Consider the following 24,277-nt stretch of genomic DNA (forward strand, 5'->3'; position numbering starts at 1 on the left):
CGTGTTGGTGGCTACATCGCAGCAGGAGCAGCGCCGGAGGGGAACGTTCAGATCGGTACGCGCAGCGCTCCTTCGATGAGTTCGGCGGCCCGATCCGCGTCGGCGCAGCCGCTCGCGATCAGATCCTCGCGCACCGCCCGCAGCCGGTCCCGCAACCGCTGCGACTCCACCCCCCGGACCCGTTCCGCCATCTCGGCCGCCGTGCGGGCCGCCCGGTCCGCCTCCCCCTGCCTCAGTTCGATATGGGTCAGCATGGCCAGCCTGTGCACGCGGCCCCGGTCGTGCGCCGGCGTCCGTACCGCCGCTGCGGCGTGCTCCCGCGCCCCCGACAGATCACCGAGGCGGAGCAGCGCCTCGGCCACCTGCACATTGACCAGGCCCGGCTCGACGTACCCCGTCTCGTCGGGCTCGCGCCCGGGACGGATCCGTCCGGCCTCCGACTCGGCGCGCCGGATGCACTCCAGGGCGCTCCGGCCGTCGCCGAGATGGGCGTACGCCTTGGCCTGCATCGCGTACAGATCGGCGGCCAGCGCGGGTGTGATGTCCCCGCCCGCGGCCCGCAGCGCCGCCTCCGCGAACGCGACGGACTGCCGGTACTCCGCCAGGAACAGCGACTGGTTGACGAGCAGGGCGATCACATACCCGCCGAGCCCCCGGTCCGCGCTCGCCTTGGCCAGCCGCAGCGCCTGGTGGAAGTAGCGCTGGGCAAGACCGTGCGCGTCGGAGTCGTAGGCGCAGATGCCCGCGACGGCCACCAGCCCACCGGTCGCCCGGTGCAACTGGCGGCCCAGCGCATCGCTGTAGCCGCCGCGCAGCAGCGGGGCGGTCTCGGCGTTGAGGAAACCGACGATGCGGGAACGGGTCGCGATGCCGCCTGCCCTGCGGTACATCAGTTCGTAGTGGGAACGGGCCGCACGCAGCATCGCTATGTCGGCCGGGGAGACACGGGTCGTACCGGCACGGGAGACATCGGCGTCCTCCGGCGGGTTCTCCCACTCCCAGACCGGCATCACCGCCGTCGTACCGGTGACGGCCGCCGAGGCGAGGACGTGCGGGCGCTGCTGTTCGTCGGAGCGCCACAGCGCGGTGGCCCGCTCGACGAACCCGGTGAGCGTGGAGGCCGGAACGGGTGCACTGCCGCCGGCGCACGCCATCCCGACGTCGTCGAGTGAAACCGGCCGGTGCAGCCGGTCGCCGAGCACCTCACAGATCAGGTCGGGCACCTGGCCGCGCGGACGCTGGCCCTTCAACCAGCGTGCCACGGCGGTGTGCTCGTACCGCAGGGACAGCCCCCGGGCACGCCCGGCCCGATTGACGTGCGCGGCGAGGCCCGCCCGGGAGACGCCCGCCTCGTCGATCAGGGCCTCGAGCAGAATATTGGGCTCCATTGCCCCTCCTCCGCCGGACACGCCTTGAGGCGTGTCGCCCCAGTGGAGCACGTTTCACACGGGGTGTGAACGGAATGCCCGAACCGTCCCGCTGCGCACTCTGTTGCGCCCGGGCGCCGATCGGTTGAATCAGTCGCCTCGCAAGAGGCGGCCGGGTCGTCTGCTCCCCCTCGTACAGTCGACGACCCGCACCCGCGCCGTTCGCCCTGCCGACCTGCCCGACACTCCGTGGCAGCGCGGGCGGCGCCGGATCGCACGACCCACTGCCCACTGATCGGAGGGTGGCTGCGGGGCCGTACCGGAACCGGGTTCCCCCGGGCCGGGACGGGGCCCGCGTGCGGTCCCCCGCCGTTCGGCGAGCACAGGAGGAGGGGGCGTATCCGTCCACCGGATACGCCCCCTCCTCACCACTGCCTCCGGGCCCGTCGCGGGTTCCCTCCCATGCCGCCAAGGCCATGGGCGAGATCGCGTCCGGAGGGCACGCGCACCCTCCGGACGGTCGCCGTGGGCCTACTACGCTCCGCGCAGCACCGCACCGGTCCGCTCGGCAGCCAGCGCGACCGCCGCGTCGCGGGCGGCCGTGGCCTCGTCGACGGTCAGCGTGCGGTCCGGGGCCCGGAACCGCAGCGCGTACGCCAGCGACTTCTTGCCCTCGCCGATCTGCTCGCCGGTGAAGACGTCGAACAACCGCAGCGATTCGAGAAGTTGACCGGCGCCGGCACGCAGTGCCTCCTCCACCGTGGTGGCGGGCACGTCCTGCGCGACGATCAGCGCGACGTCCTGGGTCGCCACCGGGAAGGTGGAGATCCGCGGCGCCTGGAGCGCACCGTCGACGGCCTGCTCCAGGAGGTCGAGCTCGATCTCCATGGCGCAGGTCCGCTCGGGCAGGTGGAGCTCCTTGATGACACGCGGGTGCAGCTCTCCGGCGTGTCCGACGAGCGTCTCCTCGCCGCCGAGCGTCACGAACAGCGCGGCGCAGCGGCCGGGGTGCCACGGCGCGTGCTGGTCGCCGCGGACGATCAGCTCGACGCCGGCCTCACGGGCGATCGTGCGGGCGGCCTCGATGGAGTCCGCCCAGTCGGCCGGGCGTCCCTTGCCCCACCAGCTGGCCTGCTCACGCGCCCCCGCGAGGACGACCGCGGCGCGGCGCGGCTGACGCGGCAGTGCGGCATTCAGGCCGGCGATCTCGTCGTCGGTGGGACGGCGGTCGACGGTCAGCCGCTCGGTCTGCGTCTCGTCGCCGGTCGGCCTGAACACCAGACCGGTCTCGAAGAGCGCGAGGTCGTGACTGCCGCGGCCGTCGTTGCGCCGCAGTGCGCCGAGCAGGCCCGGCAGCAGCGTGGTGCGCAGCGCCGGCTCCTCGTCGGAGAGCGGGTTGACGAGCTTGACCGTACGGCGGCGGGCGTCGTCGGCGTCGAGTCCGAGCTGGTCGAGCACGGCGTCGCCGATGAACGGGTAGTTCAGCGCCTCGACATAACCGGCTCCGGCCAGGGCCCGGCCGAACCTGCGGTGCAGCCGCTGGCGGTCGGTGAGTCCGCGGCCGGACGGCGGCGTCGGCAGGGTGGACGGAAGGTTCTCGTACCCCTCGAGCCGGATGACCTCTTCGGCGAGGTCGTTCGGCTCGCTCAGGTCGGGCCGCCAGGACGGCACGGTGACGAGGAGCTCGTCCTGCCCGTAGACGTCGCAGCCGACCTGCTGGAGGCGGCGTACGACGGTCTCGCGGCCGTATCCGACACCGGCCACCCGGTCGGGATGGTCCGCGGGCATCGCGATGGTGCGGGGCGCCGACGGGGCGGTGACCTCGGTGACACCGGCCTCGGCGGTGCCGCCGGCGAGCAGCACCAGCAGGTCGACGGTGCGCTGCGCGGCAGCGGCCGCGGCCTGCGGGTCGACGCCGCGCTCGAAGCGCTTGGACGCCTCGGAGGCCAGCTTGTGGCGACGCGCGGTCCGGGCGATCGAGATCGCGTCGAAGTGGGCGGCCTCGATGACGATCTCGGTGGTGTTCTCACCGTTCCTGACGTCGGCGATCTCCGTGTTGGCGCCGCCCATGACGCCCGCGAGGCCGATCGGGCCGCGGTCGTCGGTGATGACCAGGTCCTCGGCGTCGAGGACGCGGACCGCCCCGTCGAGCGTGGTGAGCTTCTCGCCCTGCTGGGCGCGGCGCACCCCGATCGGTCCTTCGACGCAGGTGCGGTCGTAGGCGTGCAGCGGCTGGCCGAGCTCCAGCATCACGTAGTTGGTGATGTCGACGGCGAGCGAGATCGGGCGCATCCCGGCCTTCTGCAGCCTGCGCTGCAGCCAGATCGGGGAACGCGCCTCGGGCTCCAGGCCGACCACGGTGCGCGCGGTGAACCTGTCGCAGCCGATCGGGTCGGCGATCTTCACCGGGTAACCGAACGCGTTCGGCGCGGGAACGTCCAGGAGCGCCGGGTCGCGCAGCGGCAGCCCGTACGCGATGGCGGTCTCGCGGGCCACGCCACGCATGGAGAGGCAGTAGCCGCGGTCGGGCGTGACGGCGATGTCGAGGACCTCGTCGACGAGCTCGAGCAGCTCGATCGCGTCGGTGCCGACCTCGTGCTCCGGCGGCAGCACGATGATGCCGTGCGTACCGTCGTCGCCCATGCCGAGCTCGTCGGTGGAGCAGATCATGCCGTGCGAGGTCCTGCCGTACGTCTTGCGTGCGGCGATCGCGAAGTCGCCGGGCAGCACGGCGCCCGGGAGGACCACGACGACCTTGTCGCCGACAGCAAAGTTACGGGCTCCGCAGACGATCTCCTGCGGCTCACCGGTGCCGTTGGCGGAGCCGACGTCGACGGTGCAGAAGCGGATGGGCTTCTTGAACCCCTCCAGCTCCTCGATGGTCAGTACCTGTCCGACGACCAGGGGGCCCTTGAGACCGGCGCCGATCTGCTCGACGGTCTCCACCTCGAGACCGACGGCCACGAGCTTGGCCTGTACGTCACGGCCGGTCTCCGTCGCCGGCAGGTCGACGTACTCCCGCAGCCAGGAAAGCGGGACGCGCATCAGATCTCCATCCCGAACGGCCGGGTGAACCGGACGTCACCCTCGACCATGTCTCGCATGTCTTCTACGTTGTGGCGGAACATCAGCATCCGCTCGATGCCGAACCCGAAGGCGAACCCGCTGTACTTCTGGGGGTCGACACCGCAGGCGATGAGCACCTTGGGGTTGACCATGCCGCAGCCGCCGAGCTCGATCCAGCCCTCGCTGCCGCAGGTGCGGCAGGGGCGGTCCGGGTTGCCGACGGACTCGCCGCGGCAGACGTAGCAGACCATGTCCATCTCGGCGGACGGCTCGGTGAACGGGAAGAAGTTCGGCCGCAGCCGGGTCTTCATGTCCGGGCCGAAGAGCGCCTGGACCATGTGGTCGAGGGTGCCCTTGAGGTCGGCCATGGTGAGGCCCTCGTCGACGGCGAGCAGCTCGATCTGGTGGAAGACCGGGGTGTGTGTCGCGTCGAGCTCGTCGGTCCGGTAGACCCGGCCCGGGCAGACGACGTAGACGGGCGGCTCGCGGTCGAGCAGGGTGCGGGCCTGGACCGGCGAGGTGTGCGTGCGCAGCACGACGCCGGACTCGTCGCCCGTGGTCGGCTTCCCGTCGGGCGTGGTGCCCTGGACGAAGAAGGTGTCCTGCATCTGCCGGGCCGGGTGGTCGGGCACGAAGTTCAGGGCGTCGAAGTTGAACCACTCCGCCTCGACCTCGGGGCCCTCGGCGACCTCGTAGCCCATGGCCACGAAGACGTCAGCGACGCGCTCCATGATGGTCGTCAGCGGGTGGCGGGCGCCGGCCGGAGTGCGGTCGTACGGCAGCGTGACGTCCACCGCCTCCTCGACCAGCACACGGGCGTCCCGCTCGGCCTCCAGCTCCGCCTGACGGGCGGCGAGGGCCTTGCTCACGGCGCCGCGGGCCTGGCCCACGCGCTTGCCCGCCTCGGCCTTGGCCTGCGGCGGCAGGGCGCCGATCTCCCGGTTGGCGAGCGACAGGGGCGAGGTACCGCCGGTGTGCGCGGTCTTCGCCTGGGCGAGCGCGTCGAGGTCGCCCGCGGCGGCGAAGGCGGCGAACGCCTCGTCCCGCATGCGCTCGATCTCTTCCGGTTTCAGTGCCTCGACCTCGACTGGGTCGTACGACTTGTTCGGTGCCGACATCTCTTCCCGTGCTTCCGATTGGCTGATACTGCTCTTACCGGGGGATACCCCCGGACCCCCGTGGCCCCGCTCGACGACTGGAGGACACAAAGGTGCCAAAAGTCGAGTCTAAAGGGCCGCGAGGGGTCGAAGAAGCCCGCGGGCTGCTCAGGCCCTCCCGTCGCCCACCGCCACCCTGCCTGATTGCTACGCAAGCTCGCCTATTTCAGGTAGGCCGGCGCCCCCACGGGCAGAATAAATCGGAACTCGGCACCGCCGCCGGGCCCGCGGCCGACCGTGATCGTGCCGCCGTGCGCCCCCACGATGCCCTTGACGATGTAGAGGCCCAGGCCCGTCCCGCCACGCTTGCTCCCGCGCCAGAAGCGGGTGAAGACACGGCCCATCGACTCCTCGGGGATGCCAGGGCCTTCGTCGCTCACGGTGACGGACGTTCCCTTCTCGTCGCTGGTCGCGGGTGCGGGTGCGACCTCGATGGTGACGGTTCCCTCGCCGTGGCGCACCGCGTTTTCCAGCAGGTTCCCCAGCACCTGGTCGACCTTGTCCGGGTCGGCCCAGACGGCGGGCAGCGGCTGCCGGGTGCGGACGAGGAACCGCTCGGGGGCCAGTCCGGTCGCGGTGAGGGCCTGGACGTGCCGTTCGACGGCGGCCGAGAGGTCGACCGGCTGGCGGCGCAGCTCCAGGCGCCCCGAGTCGATCCGGGAGATGTCGAGCAGTTCGGCGATGAGCCGGGTGACGCGGTTGGCGTCGGCGTCGACGGTCTCCAGCATCAGCCGCTTCTGGTCGTCCGTGAACCGCTCCCATTTGGCGAGCAGGGTCGCGGTGAAGCCCTTGACCGAGGTCAGCGGGGAGCGCAGCTCGTGGGCGACGGTCGCGATCAGCTCGGCGTGGCTGCGCTCGGTGCGGCGGCGGGCCTCGGTGCCGCGCAGGCTGATCACCAGCCGGCGTACCGGCCCGGTGGGGCACTCGCGCACGTACCGGGCGGAGACCAGCACCTCACGGCCGCCGGGAAGCAGCAGATTCCGCTCGGGCTGTCCGACCCGGGTGGCGAGGCCACCGTACGGGTCGGTCAGCGCCCACCAACGGCGGCCCTTCAGGTCCTCCAGCGGCAGTGCGTGTTCCAGCGGGCGGCCGAGAGCGGCGGCCCGGGGGACGGCGGTGATCCGGGCGGCGGCGGAGTTGAAGCAGATGACCCGGCCCGTCTCGTCGGCGATGACGAGACCGTCGGGGAGGTCGTCGGGGTCGATGGCTCCGTCCGCGAGCGTGATGACGGCCGCGTCCGCGCGGTCGATGTGCGACTCGCGTGGCCTGCTCATGCCGACTGCCATATTGCCGTACCCCACCTCTCGAACCGGTGCAGTGGGCCCCGAGTCCGTCACCCTACTAGTCGTCGGTGACAGAGCGACACCCTGTGGCAGCGCACCGCTGCGATGCGCCGGGCGGCCGGGTACGGGCCGGGGCCGCGGGACGCGGTCAGCCGGTGGTGCGGCGGGGACGCTGGGCGCGTGCCGAGGCGTACAGACAGACGGCCGCGGCGGTGGCCAGGTTGAGGCTCTCCGCCTTGCCGTGGATCGGTACCCGTACGACGGCGTCGGCAAGGGCCCGGGTCTCCTCCGGCAGGCCCCAGGCCTCGTTGCCGAAGACCCAGGCGGTCGGCCCGCCCATGGTGCCCGCGTCGAGCTCGTCGTCGAGGTCGTCGTCGCCCGCGCCGTCGGCGGCGAGGATCCGTACGCCCGCGTCCCGCAGCCCCTGCACCGCCTGCTCGACCGGTACACCCACGGCGACCGGCAGATGGAAGAGCGAACCGACGGACGCACGCACGGACTTGGGGTTGTACAGGTCCACGGAGGCGTCCGTGAGCACGACGGCGTCGGCGCCCGCGGCGTCGGCGCAGCGCAGCACCGTACCGGCGTTCCCGGGGTCTCGTACATGGGCGAGGACGGCGACCAGGGCGGGCTTCGCGGCGAGGATGGACTCGAACGGCGAGTCGAGGAAGCGGCAGACACCGATCAGGCCCTGCGGCGTGACGGTCTGCGACATCTCGGCGAGCGTGTCGCCGTCGGCGAGGTGCACCCGGGCGCCGGCCGCGTGGGCGGCGTCGACGATGCCGGCGTACCGCTCGGCCGCCTCGACGGTGGCGAAGAGCTCCATCAGCGTCGGCTCACCGTCGCTGCCGCGGTGCTCGGCGGCCTCGCGCACGGCCTGCGGCCCCTCGGCGATGAACCGTCGCTCCTTGCCGCGGAAGTTGCGCCTGGCAAGGCGCCGGGCGGCGGCGACACGCGGCGATCGCGGGGAGATCAGTTCGGGGGTGCCCATGGTCGGCGGCGGGCCTCTCTGCGTGCGGAGGTACGGATCGGGCGGCGGTGCGGAACACGTCGTGCAACGCACCGGACCCGCAGACGACGAGCGCCTGCGGGTCCGGCTCAAAACCAAGAAGTGTGCCCTGGATCAGGCGGCCTTCGGGGCGTTGACATCGCTCGGGAGGGCCTTCTGGGCAACCTCGACGAGGGCGGCGAACGCGTTGGCGTCGTTGACCGCGAGCTCGGCCAGGATCTTGCGGTCCACCTCGATGTTGGCGGCCTTCAGACCCTGGATGAGGCGGTTGTACGTCATGCCGTTCTGGCGGGCAGCGGCGTTGATGCGCTGGATCCACAGCTGACGGAAGTCGCCCTTGCGCTTCTTGCGGTCGTTGTAGTTGTAGACCAGGGAGTGGGTGACCTGCTCCTTGGCCTTGCGGTACAGGCGCGAGCGCTGACCGCGGTAACCGCTGGCGGCCTCGAGGATTGCCCGGCGCTTCTTGTGGGCGTTGACTGCCCGCTTGACGCGTGCCACTTGTTAACTCCTTGTAGCGGGGCTGGTGTTCACGGTATCGACTCACCCAGCCCGGAAACGAATTGGTCCCGGTGTGACAGAGGTCGTGCCCCCGGATTCACCAGGGGCCCGGCCTCACTTGCCGAGAAGCTTCTTGATCTTCTTGGCGTCGGCCGGAGCCACGACGACCGTGCCGGTCAGCGAGCGGGTCTTCTTGGACGACTTGTGCTCGAGCAGGTGGCGCTTGCCGGCCTTCTCACGGAGCACCTTGCCGGAGCCGGTGATCTTGAAGCGCTTGCTGGCACCGCTGTGCGTCTTGTTCTTCGGCATCGCGCCGTTCTCTCCTCGTCAGTGGCGCCCCTCGCGGTGCGGGCACCGGACAGCAGGGGCGTCAGATCTTGGTGGGAATTCCGGGGGGACCCGGGGCCGCCTGGATGGCGCCCCCTGAGGTCACGCCTCGGAAGGTGTATCGGCCGAAGCCTCAGGCTGCGCTTCGGCCGGAGCCTCGGCAGCCTCTTCCGCAGCCTCGGCGTCGGGCGTGTAGCCCTGACGCTCCGCCTTGCGGGCGGCCTGGGCCTCACGGGCCTCGGCCATGGCTTCGGTCTTCTTCTTGTGCGGGCCCAGAACCATGATCATGTTCCGGCCGTCCTGCTTCGGATTCGACTCGATGAAGCCGAGTTCCTCGACGTCCGAAGCGAGACGCTGAAGCAGTCGGAAGCCCAGCTCAGGACGGGACTGCTCACGACCACGGAACATGATCGTGATCTTGACCTTGTCGCCCTGCTTGAGGAACCGAACGACGTGACCCTTCTTGGTGTCGTAGTCGTGCGGGTCGATCTTCGGCCGGAGCTTCATCTCCTTGATGACCGTGTGCGCCTGGTTCTTGCGCGCCTCACGGGCCTTCATGGCCGACTCGTACTTGAACTTCCCGTAGTCCATGAGCTTGCACACGGGCGGACGGGCGGTCGCCGCCACCTCGACCAGGTCGAGGTCGTACTCCTGTGCGAGTTCCAGGGCCTTGGCAAGCGGAACAATCCCGACCTGCTCGCCGCTGGGACCGACAAGTCGCACCTCGGGAACGCGAATCCGGTCGTTGATGCGGGGCTCGGCGCTGATGGATCCTCCTCGGTAGCACCACGCGGCCGCCTGGCGGACAGCCACGTAACGTCTGTTTTCCTGAGACCAACCGCACCAGCACATCAAAAATGCCCCGGACGGGACACAGGCGGGGCTCCTGGAAAACCGGAACACCGCCGCGGTCAACCGCGGGGCGCATCGGGCGGCTCCATCGTCCGTACGGAACGATGGGCGCCACCTGACCGGTGACCTGCCGTCCCGGAGGATGGTCAGGTGGGAGATCGGAGCCTCCACTTGTGGGCCGGACACATAGATGCCCAGCCGGTCGTTACACAAGGTTAGCAGCTCCCCCGGGGTGGTGCGACCCGTGCACCGCGTGCGCAGCTCCCGCGGACGGGGACCGGCAGGCGTGGGCCTATCGTATGGCTCATGAGTGACGCGACCCCCAGCAGTGAAACCCCCGGCTTCGACGACATGGCCCGCGACATCGCGGAGGTCCCCGCGGTCGAGGTGATCGTGACGGTCGCCGTCAATCTGATGAGCGCCGCCGCCGTGAAGCTCGGTCTGACCGAGGACGGCGACAAGCACAAGGACCTCGACGAGGCCCGCAAGCTGGTCCACGCGCTGGCCGGCCTGCTGGACGCGAGCACCACCGAGATCAGCTCGTTCCACGCGGCGCCGCTGCGGGACGGTCTGAAGTCGCTGCAGCTGGCGTTCCGCGAGGCGTCGCTCGTTCCGGACGAGCCGGGCCAGGGCCCCGGTGAGAAGTACACCGGCCCCGTCTTCGGCTGAGCCCGCCCCGCCTCTTTCCTTCCTCCGACGACCGTGAGCCCCCTGCCCGTCCGGGCAGGGGGCTCACGGTCGTTCGCGGGCCGGTCGGGTGATCAGCGTGCGAAGAGGGGCTCACCGGGCGTGATCGCGTCGGCCGGAAGCAGCGCCAGGTCCAGACCCCGCACCAGCCGGGCGCGCAGCACCTCGTCGGCGGCCAGGGCCTCCGCGACCCGGTGGGCCGCTTCGGCAGGGGCCGCGTCGGGCGCCAGGACCAGGGCGAGTGTGCCGCCGGCCCGGCCCGGGACGAGATGGGCGCGGATCACCGCGGGCTCGGCGGCGACCGCCTCGCGTACCGCGGAGGTGACCGCCGGGTCGTCCAGCGGGTCGGCGCTGGTGCGGCCCTCGGCGAGCGCGAGCAGCGCGGAGCCGGTCAGCTCGAACGCGACGGGACCTGCGAGATCGAGCACCACCGTGTCCGCCTTCTCGTGCGCGGCGGCCTGCAGCGCCTGGTGCAGGGGTACGGCGACGGGGCGGGCCTGCGGGTCCCAGAGCGCCAGCGAGGCGGTCGAGGTGAAGGCCGGCAGCGCGCGACGGTCCCCGGCCTGGAGCGTGGGCACGGCCATGTCACTGGTCTTCTCCCGGCGCAGCCCGGTCTCGTCCTCCTCCACTTCCCCGAGGACGGCGACGACGGGGACCAGGAGGCGGGCGCCCTTGAGCGCTTCGAGGACTGGGCCGATGGCCGTACGGTCCTCGGCCCAGGCGGCGAGTGCCGCGGTCAGTGCGGGGTCGGCCGTGCCATCGTCGTCGGAGTAACCGGAGTCCGGAATGTTCTTCTGCGCCACGGGGTGAGCGTAGTCGGTGCGGTTTCTCACGAAGCCCTCAGGTGGACCACAGCCCGTTGCCAGGTGCCCTTCCTAGCGTCCGGTTCCATGACCCTGCCGATACCGAAGACAAGTACGAAGATGCGTACGTCCGTACTGTCCGCGTCCATGACCACCGCGTTCCTGCTGGCCGGATCCGTCGCCGGCGGCATGTATCTGGTGGGCCGGTGGCCGGAACCGGGACCCGGCCCCGTCGCCTCCGTGTCGTCGGCCGCGGACCCGCCGGCTCCGGGCCCGCCGGCTCCGGTGGTGACGAGCGAGGAGCCCGAGGTGGATCTGGACGCGGAGCTGGCCGCCGCGGTGGCGCCGCTGGCCGGTGACTCGAGCGTGTCGGTCGCGGTGCTGGACGCCGCGGTCGGGGCCGGTGCGGTGTACGGGACCGGGACCTACGCCACCGCGAGCATCGTCAAGGTCGACATCCTCGCGGCGCTGCTGCTCCGGGCCCAGGACCAGGGACGGGAGCTCACCGCGTACGAACGCAGCCGTTCCGTCACCATGATCGAGAACAGCGACAACGACGCCGCCACCGCGCTGCTGCGGACGGTCGGCGGCGCTGCCGGGCTCGACGCGGCCAACACCCGGTTCGGCCTGGCCGGCACGACCGCCGCGGCCGCGTGGGGACTGACCCGGACCACGGCGGCGGATCAGCTGGTGCTGCTGAAGACGGTGTTCGGTACGGACTCGAAGCTGACCGAGGACTCCCGTGCCTATCTGCAGGGGCTGATGCGGAACGTGGCGGCGGATCAGCACTGGGGGGTGTCCGCGGCGGGCAGCGACTGGGCGCTGAAGAACGGGTGGATGCCGCGGAGCGCCACCGGCCTCTGGGACATCAACAGCATCGGGCAGGTGAAGAGCAACGGGCACACGTACCTGGTGGCGGTGCTCTCCGCCGGGCAGCAGACGATGGCGACGGGGATCGAGCGGGTGGAGTCGGTCGCGAAGGCCGCCGTCGGGGTCCTCGACGGGGCGCGCTGAGGGCGTACGGGCTTCGCGGCCGGACGAGATCACCGGGTCGCCGCCACGGCCTCAGCGGCGTGCGGGGGTTCTTCTGTCGCGCCACAGCAGCACGGCCAGCGCCAGCAGTACGGCTCCCAGGCCGCCCGCGGCCGGGGCGAGCCAGCCTGCGGGTCCGCCGTCACGGTGCTGTGCGGTGGGACCGGGACCGAAGTACCGCTTGCGGTAGCCGGCCTTCGCGGAGTCGGCGGACCCGGCCGACTCCGCCTCTGCCCGCAGACCGGCCTTGCGCAGCTCGCCGCCCGCCTTGATCGCGGCGGCCGGGTCGACGATGCCGTAGCCCCGGGAGTCGTCGCGGCCGCCCTCCGGGGAACTGCGGGCGGTGTCCGTCAGGAGCTTCTTCACCTGGGCGGGCGTGAGTCCCGGATGTGCGGCCCGGACCAGCGCGACCGCTCCGGAGACGAACGCGGAGGCGGCCGATGTGCCCCACTCGATGTAGTAGTGACGGTCGGGGGCCGGGACGACGATGTCGACGCCGGGAGCGCTGACGGTGGCGTACCAGTGACGGGTGGAGAAGGCCGCGTGGGTGCCGTACCGGTCGACGGCGGCGACCGCGATCACACCGGGGTAGGCGGCGGGGTACGAGATGTGGTCACCCTTCTCGCCCCCGTTGCCCGCCGACGCGACGACGACGGCACCCTTCTTCAGCGCGTACTGGATGGCGGCGTCCTCGCCGCCCTCGGGGTGCGCGGACGCGCTGTCGTCGCCCAGGGAGAGGTTGATGACGTCGGCGCCGTGGTCGGCGGCCCAGCGGATGCCGTCGGCCAGGGCCGTACCGCGGGACTCGCGGGCCTTGTCGCGGGACGGGTCGGAGGCTTCGAGGATCACCCGGACCGGGAGGATCTTCGCCTCGGGTGCGATGCCGAGCACTCCGTCGGCGCGGCCGACACCATGGCCGCGGCCCGCGATGATTCCGGCCATCGCGGTGCCGTGCCGGGCCCAGGAACGGTCGCCGCGCCCGGCGCCGAAGCCGATCAGGTCCTTGCCGGGCAGCACCTGGCCCGCCAGGTCGGGAAGGCTGTCGTCGACCCCGGTGTCGACGACGGCGACGGTGATGCCCCTGCCCTTGGTGGTCTGCCAGGCCCGGTCGGTGTGGAGCGCCTGCAGCCCCCACTGCTGCGGCCGGATGGTGTCCGCGCGGGCGGGGACGGCGGGGAGCAGGGTGAACGCGGTGGCGGCGCAGAGCGCGCCGAGGGCGCGGCGGTGGCGGCGGCTGTTCATCGGGGCTGCTCCGAGAGGTCGGTGACGGTCCGGCGCAGCCCGCGCTCGATCCGGTCGGCGATGCCCTTGGCCTCATGGCCGAGGCCGGCCTGGGCGGCGGCCGTGGTCGCGTCCGCGGCGATCGCCTTCGCGACCGGCTGCGGATCGCCGACCTCACGTCCGTCCGCGAACCCGGAGACGGCGAACACGACGACCGGCACCTCGGTCAGCACATGGACGGTCCAGCTGGCGCGCTGCCGGTCGCCGAAGCCGGCGGCGACCGTGCCCTTGACCGCGTACGTACGCGGCATCAGATCGGTGCGTGCGTCGAGGTGCTGATCGGAGAATCTGGTGCTCAGCGCTCTCATGGCGTCGGTGGAGCCCTCGGTGAAGATCATGCCGACCGTGGTGACGCTGCTGGAGGTGGCGTCCACGTAGGTGGCGCGCAGCAGCCGACCGCAGCCGACCGGGCGGATCGTCTTGAGCAGCAGCGGGTCCAGGGCGGTCGTGCAGCCACTGTCCGGGGCGACGGCGATCCGGGTCCAGACCCGGTCCGCGCCGCCGGGCCCCGCGCCGTCCCCCTTGAGGGTGCGGGGGAACAGGGTGTCCACGGGGACGTTGTGCCAGACGGTGCGTCCGGTGGCATAGGGATTGCGCGCACCGGCGTCGGCCGAGGAGTCACTGGTGAGCCAGCTGCCGGTGACCGCTCCGCCGATCAGTCCGAGCCCGAGCACCACACAGGCCGCCGCGGCGGCGGTCCGTGCGGGGCGGCGGGTACGGACGGGACGCAGCCGGGTGGTGGTCTCGGCGGGCGTCTCGGGCCTGGGGTACGGCAGGGCGTGGGAGTGCGGCTGCGCGGGCGGGAAGTAGCCGCCGGGATGCGGCGGGGTCGCGCCGGGACGCGGGGTGAGATCCACTGCTCCCACGGGTCGCCGTCGGGTCGGCGGGGGCGGCGTCGCGCCGGGGCGGGGCGGGCCGGTGGGGGCCGGGGCTGCAGCGGCAGCGGGCACGACGCGGAGCCGAGTGGCCGTCTCCACCCGTTCCGGCTCAGGCGGGTGCGGGGATCTCGGAGCTGCGGCGGGGGCATGCGGTTCGCGCGTCGGCGCGTCCTGCGCGGGAACGGCGGGTGCGGGCGCGCCGAACGCCGGCGCACCCGGAGCCTGGTCGGCCGGGCCCGTTCCATGGCGGGCCGGAGCCGTCGGCTGCGGGTCCTGGGTCGGGGGCGTCGCCCCGGTCGTACGCCCCGGTCTCCCGTGGGCGTCCGGTGGTGCGGCGGGGCGTGGTGGCGCCGTCGGTCGGGGCGGCACGGGAGCGCGCTGCGCCTCGGTACTCATCCGCCCCCCTGGTCCACGTTCCGTACCGCTCCCGGATCACCTTCACAGGCAGGCCTGTTGGTCACCGCGTCCCGTTACTCTACGGGCTGCGACGGGCCCGGCGGGAGTCGGGCGTCGCGCCCCGGGGAGATCTGCCCCGATCGTCCCCCTACCCAGTGGTAGAGGCGTCTGGCAAGCTGCCGCCATGACTGCGCGTGCCGCTGACCGGACCCGTTACGACCGGGCCACCGCACATCTCGACGCCCCGATCGCCGTGGTCGATCTGGATGCCTTCGATGCCAACGCCGACGACCTGGTCCGCCGGGCGGCGGGGAAGCCGATCCGGGTCGCGAGCAAGTCGGTGCGTTGCCGGACGCTGCTGGAGCGGGTGCTCGCGCGGCCGGGGTTCGCCGGGGTGATGTCGTTCACGCTCGCCGAGTCGCTCTGGCTGGCCCGAGCCGGTTTCGACGACGTACTGCTGGCCTATCCGTCGGCCGACCGGTCCGCCTTCGCCGAGCTGGCCGGGGACCCGAAGCTGGCCGCCGCGGTCACGGTGATGGTGGACGACCATGCGCAGCTGGAGCTGATCGACGCCGCTCGGGCCGGTGGCCAGGAGGAGATCCGGGTCTGTCTGGAGCTGGACACGTCGCTGCGGCTGCTCGGCGGCCGGGTCAGGATCGGGGCGCTGCGTTCGCCGCTGCGCTCCCCCGCCCAGCTCGCGGAGCTGGCCCGCTCGGTGGCCCGCAGGCCCGGTTTCCGGCTGGTCGGCCTGATGGCCTACGAAGGGCATATCGCCGGGGTCGGGGATTCGGTCACCGGCCGGCCGCTGCGTTCCAGGGCCATCCGGCTGATGCAGGCGACGGCCCGCAAGGAGCTGGCGGCCCGGCGGGCGGAGGTGGTCCGGGCCGTGCGGGCGGTGGCACCGGATCTGGAGTTCGTGAACGGCGGCGGCACCGGCAGTGTGCAGCACACGGCGGCGGAGCCGGCGGTGACCGAGATCGCGGCCGGGTCGGGGCTCTACGCACCGCGGCTGTTCGACAACTACACGTCGTTCGCGGCCCGCCCGGCGGCGCTGTTCGCGCAGCCCGTGGTGCGGCGGCCCGGTGTGGGAGTGGTGACGGTGCTCGGTGGCGGCTACCCGGCGTCGGGGGCCGCGGGGGCGGACCGGTTGCCCGTTCCGTATCTGCCGGAAGGGCTGCGCTACGACCCGCAGGAGGGGCCCGGCGAGGTGCAGACACCGCTGCTCGGTGCCCCGGCCGACGATCTGCTGATCGGCGACAAGGTGTGGTTCCGGCACGCGAAGGCCGGTGAGCTGTGCGAACGCTTCGACGAGCTGCAGCTGATCGAGGGCGACCGGGTGACGGCGACCGTGCCGACGTACCGCGGCGAGGGGCAGACGTTCCTCTGACCTTCTGGCTCCCTGACCTCCTGACCGGATGTCAGGGGGCCACGGAGCTGCCGACGCCGCCGCTGGTCCCGCTGTCGTCGACCGGCCGGATGGCCCGGGTGAGGGTGTCCATGAGGGAGAGCGGCGGTCCGTCGGGTCCCGCGTCGAAGGCGTAGCGCACGATGGCCGGCGATTCGCTGCCGACCGTCGACGGGAAGACGAGCGACTGCACATAGCCGCCGGGTCCCTTGGCCGTGTGGACACGCCAGCGCACCTCGTAGCCCGTGCGGCCCGCCACGCTGACCGATGCGGCTCTCAGCTGCACATGGGATGTGATGCCTCCGTGGATCCGGTCGCCGACGATGTTCTCCTCGTACGCCTTGTCGGCCGCGGTGGTGATGTCCTGCTTGGCCAGGGCCTCGACGGAGGTGAGGTCCGTCTCGCTCGCCGTACGGGTGGTCACCGTGCCGTGGTAGCAGAAGGCGGAGGAGTCGCCGGGGCAGGCGTAGGAGTCGGCCGTGCGCATGGTGAGCGCCTTCTCGACGGTGCTCTGCGGCTTCTCCCAGCCGTCGGGGATGGGCAGGGTGATGCCGTTGAGCTGGTCGACGAGCAGCGTCGGGTCCGTCGCCGGACCGTCCCCGCCGGTCGTGGTGGTGGCGGTGGGGAGCGGTGCGGAGCGGGTCGGCCCGGACGACTTGGATTGCGTACCGTCGTCGTCCCTGCCCAGCAGGACGGCCCCGGTGACGGCCGCGCCGACGACGACCAGGGCCGCCGTCGCGATCGCCACGGTCCGGACGCCGCCCCCGCCGCCGCCTCCTCCGCTTGCGTACGGCGAGGGGACCGGCTGCTGCGGTGCGGGCGTGTTCGGCCGGGTGTGAGCGGTCCATGCCGTGCCGTCCCACCAGCGGTCGGTGCCCGGGGCCGCGGAGTCCGGGTACCAGCCGGGCGGTGTCGCGTCGCTCATGCCTCCACTCTAGGGTTCCGTCGTCGACAGGGACTCGGGGCGGGCGGTTCGACGTGGGCGGGCACGGGAGCCATGAGCACGCACGTGACGAGGGGACGGTCAGACGGGCGTGACGTAGGCGCCGGAGATTCCACCGTCGACAAGGAAGTCCGTGGCGTTCACGAACGAGGAGTCGTCGCTCGCGAGGAACGCGACCGCCGCCGCGATCTCGGTGGCCTCGGCGAACCGGCCGACCGGGATGTGCACCAGCCGTCGGGCCGCGCGCTCCGGGTCGTTGGCGAACAGCTCCTGGAGCAGCGGGGTGTTGACCGGCCCTGGGCAGAGCGCGTTGACCCGGATGCCTTCGCGGGCGAACTGGACACCGAGCTCGCGGGACATGGCGAGCACGCCGCCCTTGGACGCGGTGTACGAGATCTGGCTGGTGGCCGCGCCCATGATGGCCACGAACGACGCGGTGTTGATGATCGAGCCGCGGCCCTGGCGCCGCATGTAGGGGAGGGCGGCCTTGCAACAGAGGTAGACGGAGGTGAGGTTGACGTCCTGGACGCGCTTCCAGGCCTCCAGTCCGGTGGTCAGGATGGAGTCGTCCTCGGGCGGCGAGATTCCCGCGTTGTTGAAGGCGATGTCGACGGAGCCGTAGGTGTCGTACGCGGCTTTGAAGAGCGCCTCGACCTGTTCGGGGTCGGTGACGTCGGTGCGTACGAAGATGCCGCCGGCCTCGTCGGCCGCGGCCTTGCCCGCGGTCTCGTCGATGTCCGCGCAGACGACGTGGGCGCCCTCGGAGGACAGGCGGCGCGCGGTGGCGAGGCCGATGCCGCTGCCGGCGCCGGTGATGACGGCGGTGCGGCCGACCAGGCGGCGGCAGATGTTCCCGGTGTCGGTGGTCATGCTGGTTCAGGCCTCCGTACTGATGAAGACGTTCTTGGTTTCGGTGAAGGCGGTGAGGGCGTCGGGGCCCAGTTCCCGGCCGAGACCGGACTGCTTGTAGCCGCCGAACGGGGTCCAGTAGCGGACGCTGGAGTGCGAGTTGACGGACAGGTTCCCGGCCTGGACCGCCTGGGAGACACGCAGCGCGCGGCCGACGTCCCGGGTCCAGATGGAGCCGGCGAGGCCGTACTCGGTCGCGTTCGCGAGCCGGACGGCGTCGGCTTCGTCCTCGAAGGGCAGGACGACGGCGACCGGTCCGAAGACCTCTTCGGTGGCCACGGGCGAGTCCGGGCGGGCGTCGGTCAGCACGGTCGGCGGGAACCAGAACCCGGGGCCCTCGGGTGCGCCGCCCCGGATCGCGGTCGCGCCCTCGGGGACGTACGACCGTACGCGTTCCAGCTGGGCCCTGGAGATCAGCGGCCCCATCCGGGTCTTCTCGTCGGAGGGGTCGCCGACGACGACCGAGGCGACGGCCGGGGCGAGGAGTTCGAGGAAGCGGTCGTACGCGGAGCGCTGGACGAGGATGCGGGTGCGGGCGCAGCAGTCCTGGCCGGCGTTGTCGAGGAAGGACATCGGTGCGGCGGCCGCGGCGGCCTCGATGTCGGCGTCGGCGAAGACGATGTTGGGGCTCTTGCCGCCGAGTTCGAGGGTCAGCCGTTTCACACGCCCGGCGCACCTGGCCATGATCTGCTTGCCGACCCGGGTGGAGCCGGTGAAGACGATCTTGGCGACGCCGGGGTGCTCGACGAGGGCGTTGCCCGTCTCGGCACCGGCTCCGGGCAGTACCTGGAAGAGATGCTCGGGAAGGCCCTCGTCCAGGGCGAGTCGGGCGAGCCGCAGAGCCGTGAGCGGGGTGGTCTCGGCGGGTTTGAGGAGGACGGCGTTGCCTGCGGCGAGGGCGGGGGCGACGCCCCAGGCGGCGATCGGCATGGGGAAGTTCCACGGCGCGATCACGCCGACGACGCCGAGGGGTTCGAGCAGGGTGAGGTCGATGCCGCCGGGGACCGGGATCTGCCGGCCGCTGAGCCGCTCGACTCCCCCGGCGGCGAATTCGAGGAGATCGCGGACGTTGCCCGCTTCCCACCGGGCGTTGGCGAGGGTGTGGCCGGCCTCACGGACCTCCAGCCGGGCCAGCTCCTCGCGGTGTTCGTCGACGGCCGCGGCGAAGCGGCGCAGCAGGCGCGCGCGGTCCGCGGGGGCCATCGCCGCCCAGATCCGCTGGGCGGCCGCTGCCCGGCGCACGGCGGTGTCGACCTCGGCCGCGGTGGTGGCCGGGACGGTCGCGACGACTTCTTCGGTCGCCGGGTTGAGTACCTGGTGCTCGGTGGTCACGGAGTGCCTCACAGACGTTCGAAGGAGCGGCGGAGCTCCCAGTCGGTCACCGCTGCGTCGAACGCTTCGAGTTCGACGCGCGCCATGTTGCGGTAGTGCGCGACGACGTCGTCGCCGAAGGCCGCCTTCGCCAGGTCGCTCTTCTCCCAGAGGCCGGCGGCTTCGCGGAGTGTGGTGGGGACGTGGTCGTACGCGGTGGTGTAGGCGTTGCCCTCGCAGGGTTCGGGGAGTTCGAGCTTCTGCTCGATGCCGTGGAGGCCGGCGGCGATCAGACCGGCGACGGCGAGGTGCGGGTTGACGTCACCGCCGGGCAGCCGGTTCTCGAACCGGGTCGAGCGGCCGTGGCCGACGACGCGGAGCGAACAGGTGCGGTTGTCGTGACCCCAGGCGACCGCGGTCGGGGCGAACGAGCCGGGCTGGAAGCGTTTGTACGAGTTGATGTTCGGCGCGTAGAGCAGGGAGAAGTCGCGCAGCGCGGCGAGCTGGCCGGCGAGGAAGTGGCGCATCACCGGGGACATTCCGCCCGCTTCGCCCGCCATGACGTTGCGTCCGTCCGCGTCCTGGAGGGAGAGGTGGATGTGGCAGGAGTTGCCCTCGCGCTCGTTGAACTTGGCCATGAAGGTGAGCGCGACGCCCTCCTGGGCGGCGATCTCCTTGGCGCCGGTCTTGTAGACGGCGTGCTGGTCGCAGGTGACCAGGGCCTCGTCGTACCGGAAGACGATCTCGTGCTGTCCGGGGTTGCACTCACCCTTCGCGGACTCGACGGTCAGGCCCGCGGCCGCCATCTCGTTGCGGATGCGACGGAGCAAGGGTTCGATGCGGCCGGTGCCGAGTACCGAGTAGTCGATGTTGTACTGGTTGGCCGGGGTCAGATCGCGGTAGTTCCGGTCCCACGCCTGCTCGTAGGTGTCCTTGAAGACGATGAATTCGAGCTCGGTGCCGACCTGCGCGGTGAAACCGTGCTCGGCGAGACGCTCCAGCTGGCGGCGGAGGATCTGGCGGGGCGCGGCGACGACGGGTGCGCCGTCCTCCCACGCGAGGTCGGCGATGACCATGGCCGTGCCGTCGTTCCATGGGACGCGTCGCAGGGTGGTGAGGTCGGGGTGCATGGCGAAGTCGCCGTACCCGCGCTCCCAGGAGGACATGGCGTAGCCGTCGACGGTGTTCATGTCGGTGTCGACGGCGAGCAGATAGTTGCAGCCCTCCGTGCCGTGTTCCAGGACCTCGTCGAGGAAGAAACGGGCGGCGAACCGCTTGCCCTGCAGCCGTCCCTGCATGTCGGGGAAGGCCAGGACGACGGTGTCGATCTCACCGCTCTCGACGAGGATCCGTAGTTCCTCGACCTCCAACGGGGGTGTGCGGTCTGCCACGGGAAGATCCTCCTTCGGTCAGCCGGAAGTCATAAGGTATGGGCAAGAACCATTGTTGGGAAGAGAGGTCGGGACGTGGCGCAGGAGAGCGAGTCCGGCCGGCACGGGTCCGCGCGGCAACTGCGACCCGTGCTGCGGCCGGTGCGCGCGGGCAACGGCTTCGAGGAGGCGCTCGAGCAGATCCTCCAGGTGGTCAGGCTCGGCCTGGTGCCCGGCGGTGAGCGGCTGCCCGCCGAGCGCGACCTGGCCGAGCTGCTCGGGATCAGCCGGGTCACGCTGCGCGAGGTGCTGAAGGTGCTGCAGGACCAGCGTCTGGTGGAGAGCAGGCGAGGGAGGTACGGCGGCACCTTCGTGCTCCCCCGCACCGACAGCCCCGGCGAGGACGAGCTGCGCCGCCGGGTGGCCGCCGTGGACGTCGAGGACGTCCTGCGCTTCCGTGAGGTGCTGGAGACCGGTGCGGCCGGACTGTGCGCCACGCAGGGGCTGACGGACGAGGGCGCGGAACGGCTGCGTACGGCTCTGGCGGCGACACACGATGCACCTCTGCCCGACTACCGCAGGCGCGACACCCTTCTGCATCTGACACTGGCCGAGCTGTCCGGCTCCGCTTCCCTGTCCGCGCAGTACGCGGCCGTCCGGGCCACCGTGAACGACCTGCTCGACTGCATACCGCTGCTCGTGCGGAACCTGGAGCACTCGCAGCATCAGCACACCGCGCTCGTCGAGGCGGTGCTCGACGGCGACGCGGAAGCGGCGCGCGCCGTGATGCGCGAACACTGCGCGGGTACGGCGGCGCTGCTGCGCGGATTCCTGGCCTGACCGCTTGCGCGGCGGCCCACCCCGAGGCAAAGGTATTCCTCATCACCATTGAACCGGATCCGCCCGCAGGCGGCCGACCGGAGGGTTCGCCATGTCCGTACCGCTCATCGGCGTCACCACCTATCTGGAGCCCGTCGCCCGCTGGGGCGTGTGGGAACTGCCCGCCGCCCTGCTCCCGTCCGCCTACCCGCGGCTGGTCCAGCGCTCCGGGGGCATCGCCGCTCTCCTGTCGCCGGACGCCCCGGCCCGGGCGGCGGCCGCCGTGGCCCGGCTGGACGGTCTCGTCATCGCGGGCGGCGCCGACGTCGAGCCCGCGCGGTACGGCGCGGAGCCCGGGCCGAGGACCGGACCGCCGAACCGGGAGCGCGATGCCTGGGAGCTGGCCCTGCTCGATGCCGCCCTGGCGTCCGGCACACCGGTGCTCGGCATCTGCCGTGGCATGCAGCTCATGAATGTGGCGTTCGGCGGCACCCTCATCCAGCATCTGGACGGGCATGCCGGCCCGCACGGGAAGGCCGGGGTCCTCGGCGAGCACCCGGTGACACCGGTGCCGGGGACGCGCTACGCATCGATCGTGCCCGAGGAGTCCGCCGTACCGACCTACCACCACCAGGCCGTGGACCGCCTCGCACCGGAACTCGTGGCGTCTGCCCACGCGGCGGACGGCACGGTGGAGGCGGTCGAACTGCCGGGGGCGCGGTGGGCGCTCGGGGTGCAGTGGCATCCGGAGATGGGTGACGACCTGCGGGTCATGCAGGCGCTGGTGACGGAGGCGGCGCGCGGCTGATCGTTCGACGGCCGGCGGCTACCGCGTGCGCCGTCCGAGCCTGTCGCGCAGCCATTCCAGCGCCGCCGCCCCCTGCGCGCCCTGGAACGCCCTCACGGTCGGCAGTCCCGGCGGGTCCGGCATCAGCGAGTGCGCGACGAAGTAGCCGGCGAGCGCGGCAAGTACCGCGTTCACTCCCTCCGGGTCGGCGGCGCGCCCCAGGGGGTGGGTGGTGAACACGGTGTCCGGGTCGGGGCCGCCCTGGGCCGCCACGCACGGCAGCATCACCAGCAGATCGAACCAGGGCGCGGCTCGCAGCGCGTGCGGCCAGTCGACGAACACCACCCGGTCGTCGGTGAGCAGGATGTTGTCGGCGCGCAGATCCCCATGGGCGAGGCTGTCGCCGGTGGCGGCCCCGGCCCAGCCGGACTCCAGCTCCGCGAGTACGTCGAGGTGGCGTGCGGCCCACGGGTCGAGCCGCCCGGGCAGACCGTCGAAGTCACGCGCGGCAAGCAGGGTCCGCCAGCCGCTGAACGCCTCGGCCTCGCTGTCGGCGACCGCGGGCGCCTCGATCGGGGCCGGGGTCAGGGTCCGGTTCAGCTCGCCGACCGCTGCCAGGACCCGGTCCAGCTCCGCCGATGTCCAGGGGATGCGGGGCTGGCGGCCGTCGATGTCCTGGAGGACGAGGGCGACCCGGGTTCCGTCGTCGTACGAACCGAGCAGCCGGGGCACGGGGGCGCCGGGCGGGAGAGCGGCGGTGTTCCGGGCCTCGGCGCGGTGCAGGTCCGGGCTGCCCGGGTTCGCCTCGGCGCTGACCGCCTTGACGAACGCGCGCCGCCCGTCCGCGAGCCGGACCCGGGCGGCGACCCCCGGTGAGAACCCGCCGCTCTGGCTGTGCGCGTGGACGACGCGGCCACCGAGGATGTCCTCGACGGCGCTCCGCACGGAGTCCGGGAGGTCGGCCCAGTGGTGGCGGACGCCGGCGGCCGGCGGGGCAGTCACTTTCATCTGTGCATCCTTGGCCCCCGGGCACACGACGGCCAACCGATTTTCGCCGGGGTGAGGCGTCTCTCCGTCCCTGTCCTGGCCCTGTGTCCTCAACCGCCGGGCGGGCTCGATCGGCCCGTCAGCGACAGCAGGTCGCGGGCCGGGCCCGCCGGCCGGTGTCCCGAGGGCCAGACCGCCCGCAGCTGTCGCCTCAGCCGCACCCCCGCCACCGGGATCTTCACCAGCCGCCGCGAGGACAGTTCCTCCCCCAGCGCCAGTTCGCTCAGCACGCACGGCCCCGCACCGCTCTCCGCCGCCCCCTTCACTGCCGTCGTGGACGACAGTTCGAGCAGCGGCTGCGCAACACCGCCGTGCACGGCGAGTGCCGCGTCCAGGACCTGCCGGGTACCGGAGCCGCGCTCGCGCAGGATCAGTGGGGTCGCGGCGAGTTCCTGCGGGGTCAGCGGGGTGCGGCGGCCTGCCCACGCATGGGACGGGGCGACCACGACGACGAGCCGGTCGTGTGCGATCACCGTGCCGTCGAGGCCCTCCGGTATGAACAGTCCCTCCACGAATCCGAGGTCGGCCTCCCCGGCGAGCAGGCGCCCCGCGACCGCCGCCGAGTTGCCCGCGAGCAGGGAGACCGCGGTGTCCGGACGTGCGGCGCGCAGCGCGATCAGCCAGCCGGGCAGCAGATATTCGGCGATGGTCATGGAGGCGGCGACCCGCAGCCGGGAGTCGCGCCGGTCGCGCAGCGCCTGCGCGCCCACATCGAATGCCTCGGCGGCCTCGACGATCCGGCGCGCCCAGTCGGTGACCAGCGCGCCCGCGTCGGTGAGCCGGGAGCCGCGCGGCGAGCGGTCGAGGAGGGCCACGCCGAGCTGTCGCTCCATCGACCGGATGCGGCTGCTGGCGGCGGGCTGGGTGATGCCGACGTCCCGTGCCGCCCGTCCCAGGCTGCCGTGCCGGGCGACGGCCAGCAGCAGCTCCAGCGCTCCGAGGTCGGGGACCCGGTGGGACAAAAGGGCTGGTGCGGGTGCGTCGCTGGACATAAAGCCAGCTTATGACCTCATAGAGACAAGCTCCCTGGTGGGGGACGGCCCCCGGAAC

At 72.2% G+C, this 24,277-nt stretch carries 22 protein-coding genes; 5 read left to right on the top strand and 17 right to left on the bottom strand.

Annotated features, from left to right (window positions below):
- Window positions 1-47 precede the first annotated feature (47 nt).
- From ACFYP5_RS14165 to infC, 8 genes are all read right to left on the bottom strand, one after another.
- The gene (locus tag ACFYP5_RS14165; RefSeq protein ID WP_389034879.1) at window positions 48-1,388 is read right to left on the bottom strand and encodes a transcriptional regulator; all 1,341 of its coding nucleotides are present in this window, start codon (window positions 1,386-1,388) and stop codon (window positions 48-50) included.
- A 513-nt stretch (window positions 1,389-1,901) separates the two neighbouring features.
- Window positions 1,902-4,412: a phenylalanine--tRNA ligase subunit beta gene (gene pheT / locus ACFYP5_RS14170; RefSeq protein ID WP_389034881.1), complete on the bottom strand. Its 2,511-nt coding sequence runs from the start codon at window positions 4,410-4,412 to the stop codon at window positions 1,902-1,904.
- A complete protein-coding gene (pheS, locus tag ACFYP5_RS14175) occupies window positions 4,412-5,551 on the bottom strand; it encodes a phenylalanine--tRNA ligase subunit alpha (RefSeq protein ID WP_352304593.1) in 1,140 nt (379 codons plus the stop codon). The genes pheT and pheS overlap by 1 nt, the downstream gene beginning before the upstream one ends.
- Window positions 5,552-5,751: 200 nt before the next feature.
- Window positions 5,752-6,864 carry an ATP-binding protein gene (locus ACFYP5_RS14180; RefSeq protein WP_389034884.1) on the bottom strand — a complete coding sequence of 371 codons (1,113 nt, stop codon included), beginning with the start codon at window positions 6,862-6,864 and terminating at the stop codon, window positions 5,752-5,754.
- A 157-nt stretch (window positions 6,865-7,021) separates the two neighbouring features.
- Window positions 7,022-7,864, bottom strand: a complete 843-nt coding sequence (locus ACFYP5_RS14185) for a TrmH family RNA methyltransferase (RefSeq protein ID WP_389034887.1) — start codon at window positions 7,862-7,864, stop codon at window positions 7,022-7,024.
- A 132-nt stretch (window positions 7,865-7,996) separates the two neighbouring features.
- Window positions 7,997-8,380 carry a 50S ribosomal protein L20 gene (gene rplT, locus ACFYP5_RS14190; protein ID WP_003970214.1) on the bottom strand — a complete coding sequence of 128 codons (384 nt, stop codon included), beginning with the start codon at window positions 8,378-8,380 and terminating at the stop codon, window positions 7,997-7,999.
- 114 nt (window positions 8,381-8,494) lie between these two features.
- Window positions 8,495-8,689, bottom strand: a complete 195-nt coding sequence (gene rpmI, locus ACFYP5_RS14195; RefSeq protein WP_030918579.1) for a 50S ribosomal protein L35 — start codon at window positions 8,687-8,689, stop codon at window positions 8,495-8,497.
- A 120-nt stretch (window positions 8,690-8,809) separates the two neighbouring features.
- Complete coding sequence (gene infC, locus ACFYP5_RS14200) at window positions 8,810-9,559, bottom strand: translation initiation factor IF-3 (protein ID WP_327123966.1); 750 nt, start codon at window positions 9,557-9,559, stop codon at window positions 8,810-8,812.
- Between the two features lie 306 nt (window positions 9,560-9,865).
- Here infC and ACFYP5_RS14205 point away from each other — a divergent pair, with 306 nt between their 5' ends.
- Window positions 9,866-10,228 (top strand): DUF1844 domain-containing protein, encoded by a 363-nt coding sequence (locus ACFYP5_RS14205; RefSeq protein ID WP_030968584.1) that lies wholly within the window; start codon window positions 9,866-9,868, stop codon window positions 10,226-10,228.
- Window positions 10,229-10,320: 92 nt separating this feature from the next.
- Here ACFYP5_RS14205 and ACFYP5_RS14210 read toward each other — a convergent pair whose 3' ends face one another.
- Window positions 10,321-11,049 (bottom strand): SseB family protein, encoded by a 729-nt coding sequence (locus ACFYP5_RS14210; protein WP_389034890.1) that lies wholly within the window; start codon window positions 11,047-11,049, stop codon window positions 10,321-10,323.
- Between the two features lie 87 nt (window positions 11,050-11,136).
- On the opposite strand from ACFYP5_RS14210, the gene ACFYP5_RS14215 reads away from it, so the two are divergent.
- Window positions 11,137-12,063 carry a serine hydrolase gene (locus ACFYP5_RS14215; protein WP_389034892.1) on the top strand — a complete coding sequence of 309 codons (927 nt, stop codon included), beginning with the start codon at window positions 11,137-11,139 and terminating at the stop codon, window positions 12,061-12,063.
- 51 nt (window positions 12,064-12,114) lie between these two features.
- Here the strand turns inward: ACFYP5_RS14215 and mycP are convergent, their stop codons facing one another.
- Complete coding sequence (mycP, locus tag ACFYP5_RS14220; RefSeq protein WP_389034895.1) at window positions 12,115-13,323, bottom strand: type VII secretion-associated serine protease mycosin; 1,209 nt, start codon at window positions 13,321-13,323, stop codon at window positions 12,115-12,117.
- Window positions 13,320-14,219 (bottom strand): hypothetical protein, encoded by a 900-nt coding sequence (locus tag ACFYP5_RS14225; RefSeq protein ID WP_389034898.1) that lies wholly within the window; start codon window positions 14,217-14,219, stop codon window positions 13,320-13,322. Before ACFYP5_RS14225 ends, mycP begins: the two co-directional genes overlap by 4 nt.
- Window positions 14,220-14,820: 601 nt before the next feature.
- Here ACFYP5_RS14225 and ACFYP5_RS14230 point away from each other — a divergent pair.
- Window positions 14,821-16,023: an amino acid deaminase/aldolase gene (locus tag ACFYP5_RS14230; protein WP_389034901.1), complete on the top strand. Its 1,203-nt coding sequence runs from the start codon at window positions 14,821-14,823 to the stop codon at window positions 16,021-16,023.
- Between the two features lie 31 nt (window positions 16,024-16,054).
- Here the strand turns inward: ACFYP5_RS14230 and ACFYP5_RS14235 are convergent, their stop codons facing one another.
- The 4 genes from ACFYP5_RS14235 to ACFYP5_RS14250 form a co-directional block, all read right to left on the bottom strand.
- Entirely contained in the window at window positions 16,055-16,966 is a 912-nt protein-coding gene (locus ACFYP5_RS14235; protein ID WP_389034903.1) for a DUF2510 domain-containing protein, read from the bottom strand.
- Between the two features lie 99 nt (window positions 16,967-17,065).
- Window positions 17,066-17,854: a 3-oxoacyl-ACP reductase gene (locus ACFYP5_RS14240; RefSeq protein WP_389034906.1), complete on the bottom strand. Its 789-nt coding sequence runs from the start codon at window positions 17,852-17,854 to the stop codon at window positions 17,066-17,068.
- A 6-nt stretch (window positions 17,855-17,860) separates the two neighbouring features.
- Window positions 17,861-19,225 (bottom strand): aldehyde dehydrogenase family protein, encoded by a 1,365-nt coding sequence (locus tag ACFYP5_RS14245; RefSeq protein ID WP_389034909.1) that lies wholly within the window; start codon window positions 19,223-19,225, stop codon window positions 17,861-17,863.
- 8 nt (window positions 19,226-19,233) lie between these two features.
- Window positions 19,234-20,595: a glutamine synthetase family protein gene (locus ACFYP5_RS14250; protein ID WP_389034913.1), complete on the bottom strand. Its 1,362-nt coding sequence runs from the start codon at window positions 20,593-20,595 to the stop codon at window positions 19,234-19,236.
- 75 nt (window positions 20,596-20,670) lie between these two features.
- Between ACFYP5_RS14250 and ACFYP5_RS14255 the strand changes: the two genes are divergently transcribed.
- Together ACFYP5_RS14255 and ACFYP5_RS14260 are read left to right on the top strand one after the other, a co-directional pair.
- Window positions 20,671-21,414: a FadR/GntR family transcriptional regulator gene (locus tag ACFYP5_RS14255; RefSeq protein ID WP_389034916.1), complete on the top strand. Its 744-nt coding sequence runs from the start codon at window positions 20,671-20,673 to the stop codon at window positions 21,412-21,414.
- Between the two features lie 91 nt (window positions 21,415-21,505).
- Window positions 21,506-22,201, top strand: a complete 696-nt coding sequence (locus tag ACFYP5_RS14260) for a gamma-glutamyl-gamma-aminobutyrate hydrolase family protein (protein ID WP_389034919.1) — start codon at window positions 21,506-21,508, stop codon at window positions 22,199-22,201.
- Between the two features lie 18 nt (window positions 22,202-22,219).
- On the opposite strand, the gene ACFYP5_RS14265 is transcribed toward ACFYP5_RS14260, so the two are convergent.
- Both ACFYP5_RS14265 and ACFYP5_RS14270 read right to left on the bottom strand, forming a co-directional pair.
- Window positions 22,220-23,188: an aminoglycoside phosphotransferase family protein gene (locus tag ACFYP5_RS14265; RefSeq protein WP_389034922.1), complete on the bottom strand. Its 969-nt coding sequence runs from the start codon at window positions 23,186-23,188 to the stop codon at window positions 22,220-22,222.
- A gap of 89 nt (window positions 23,189-23,277) precedes the next feature.
- Window positions 23,278-24,219 (bottom strand): LysR family transcriptional regulator, encoded by a 942-nt coding sequence (locus ACFYP5_RS14270; protein ID WP_389034925.1) that lies wholly within the window; start codon window positions 24,217-24,219, stop codon window positions 23,278-23,280.
- Between the last annotated feature and the right edge of the window lie 58 nt (window positions 24,220-24,277).

This window comes from Streptomyces sp. NPDC005262, assembly GCF_042872425.1.
Lineage (GTDB): Bacteria > Actinomycetota > Actinomycetes > Streptomycetales > Streptomycetaceae > Streptomyces.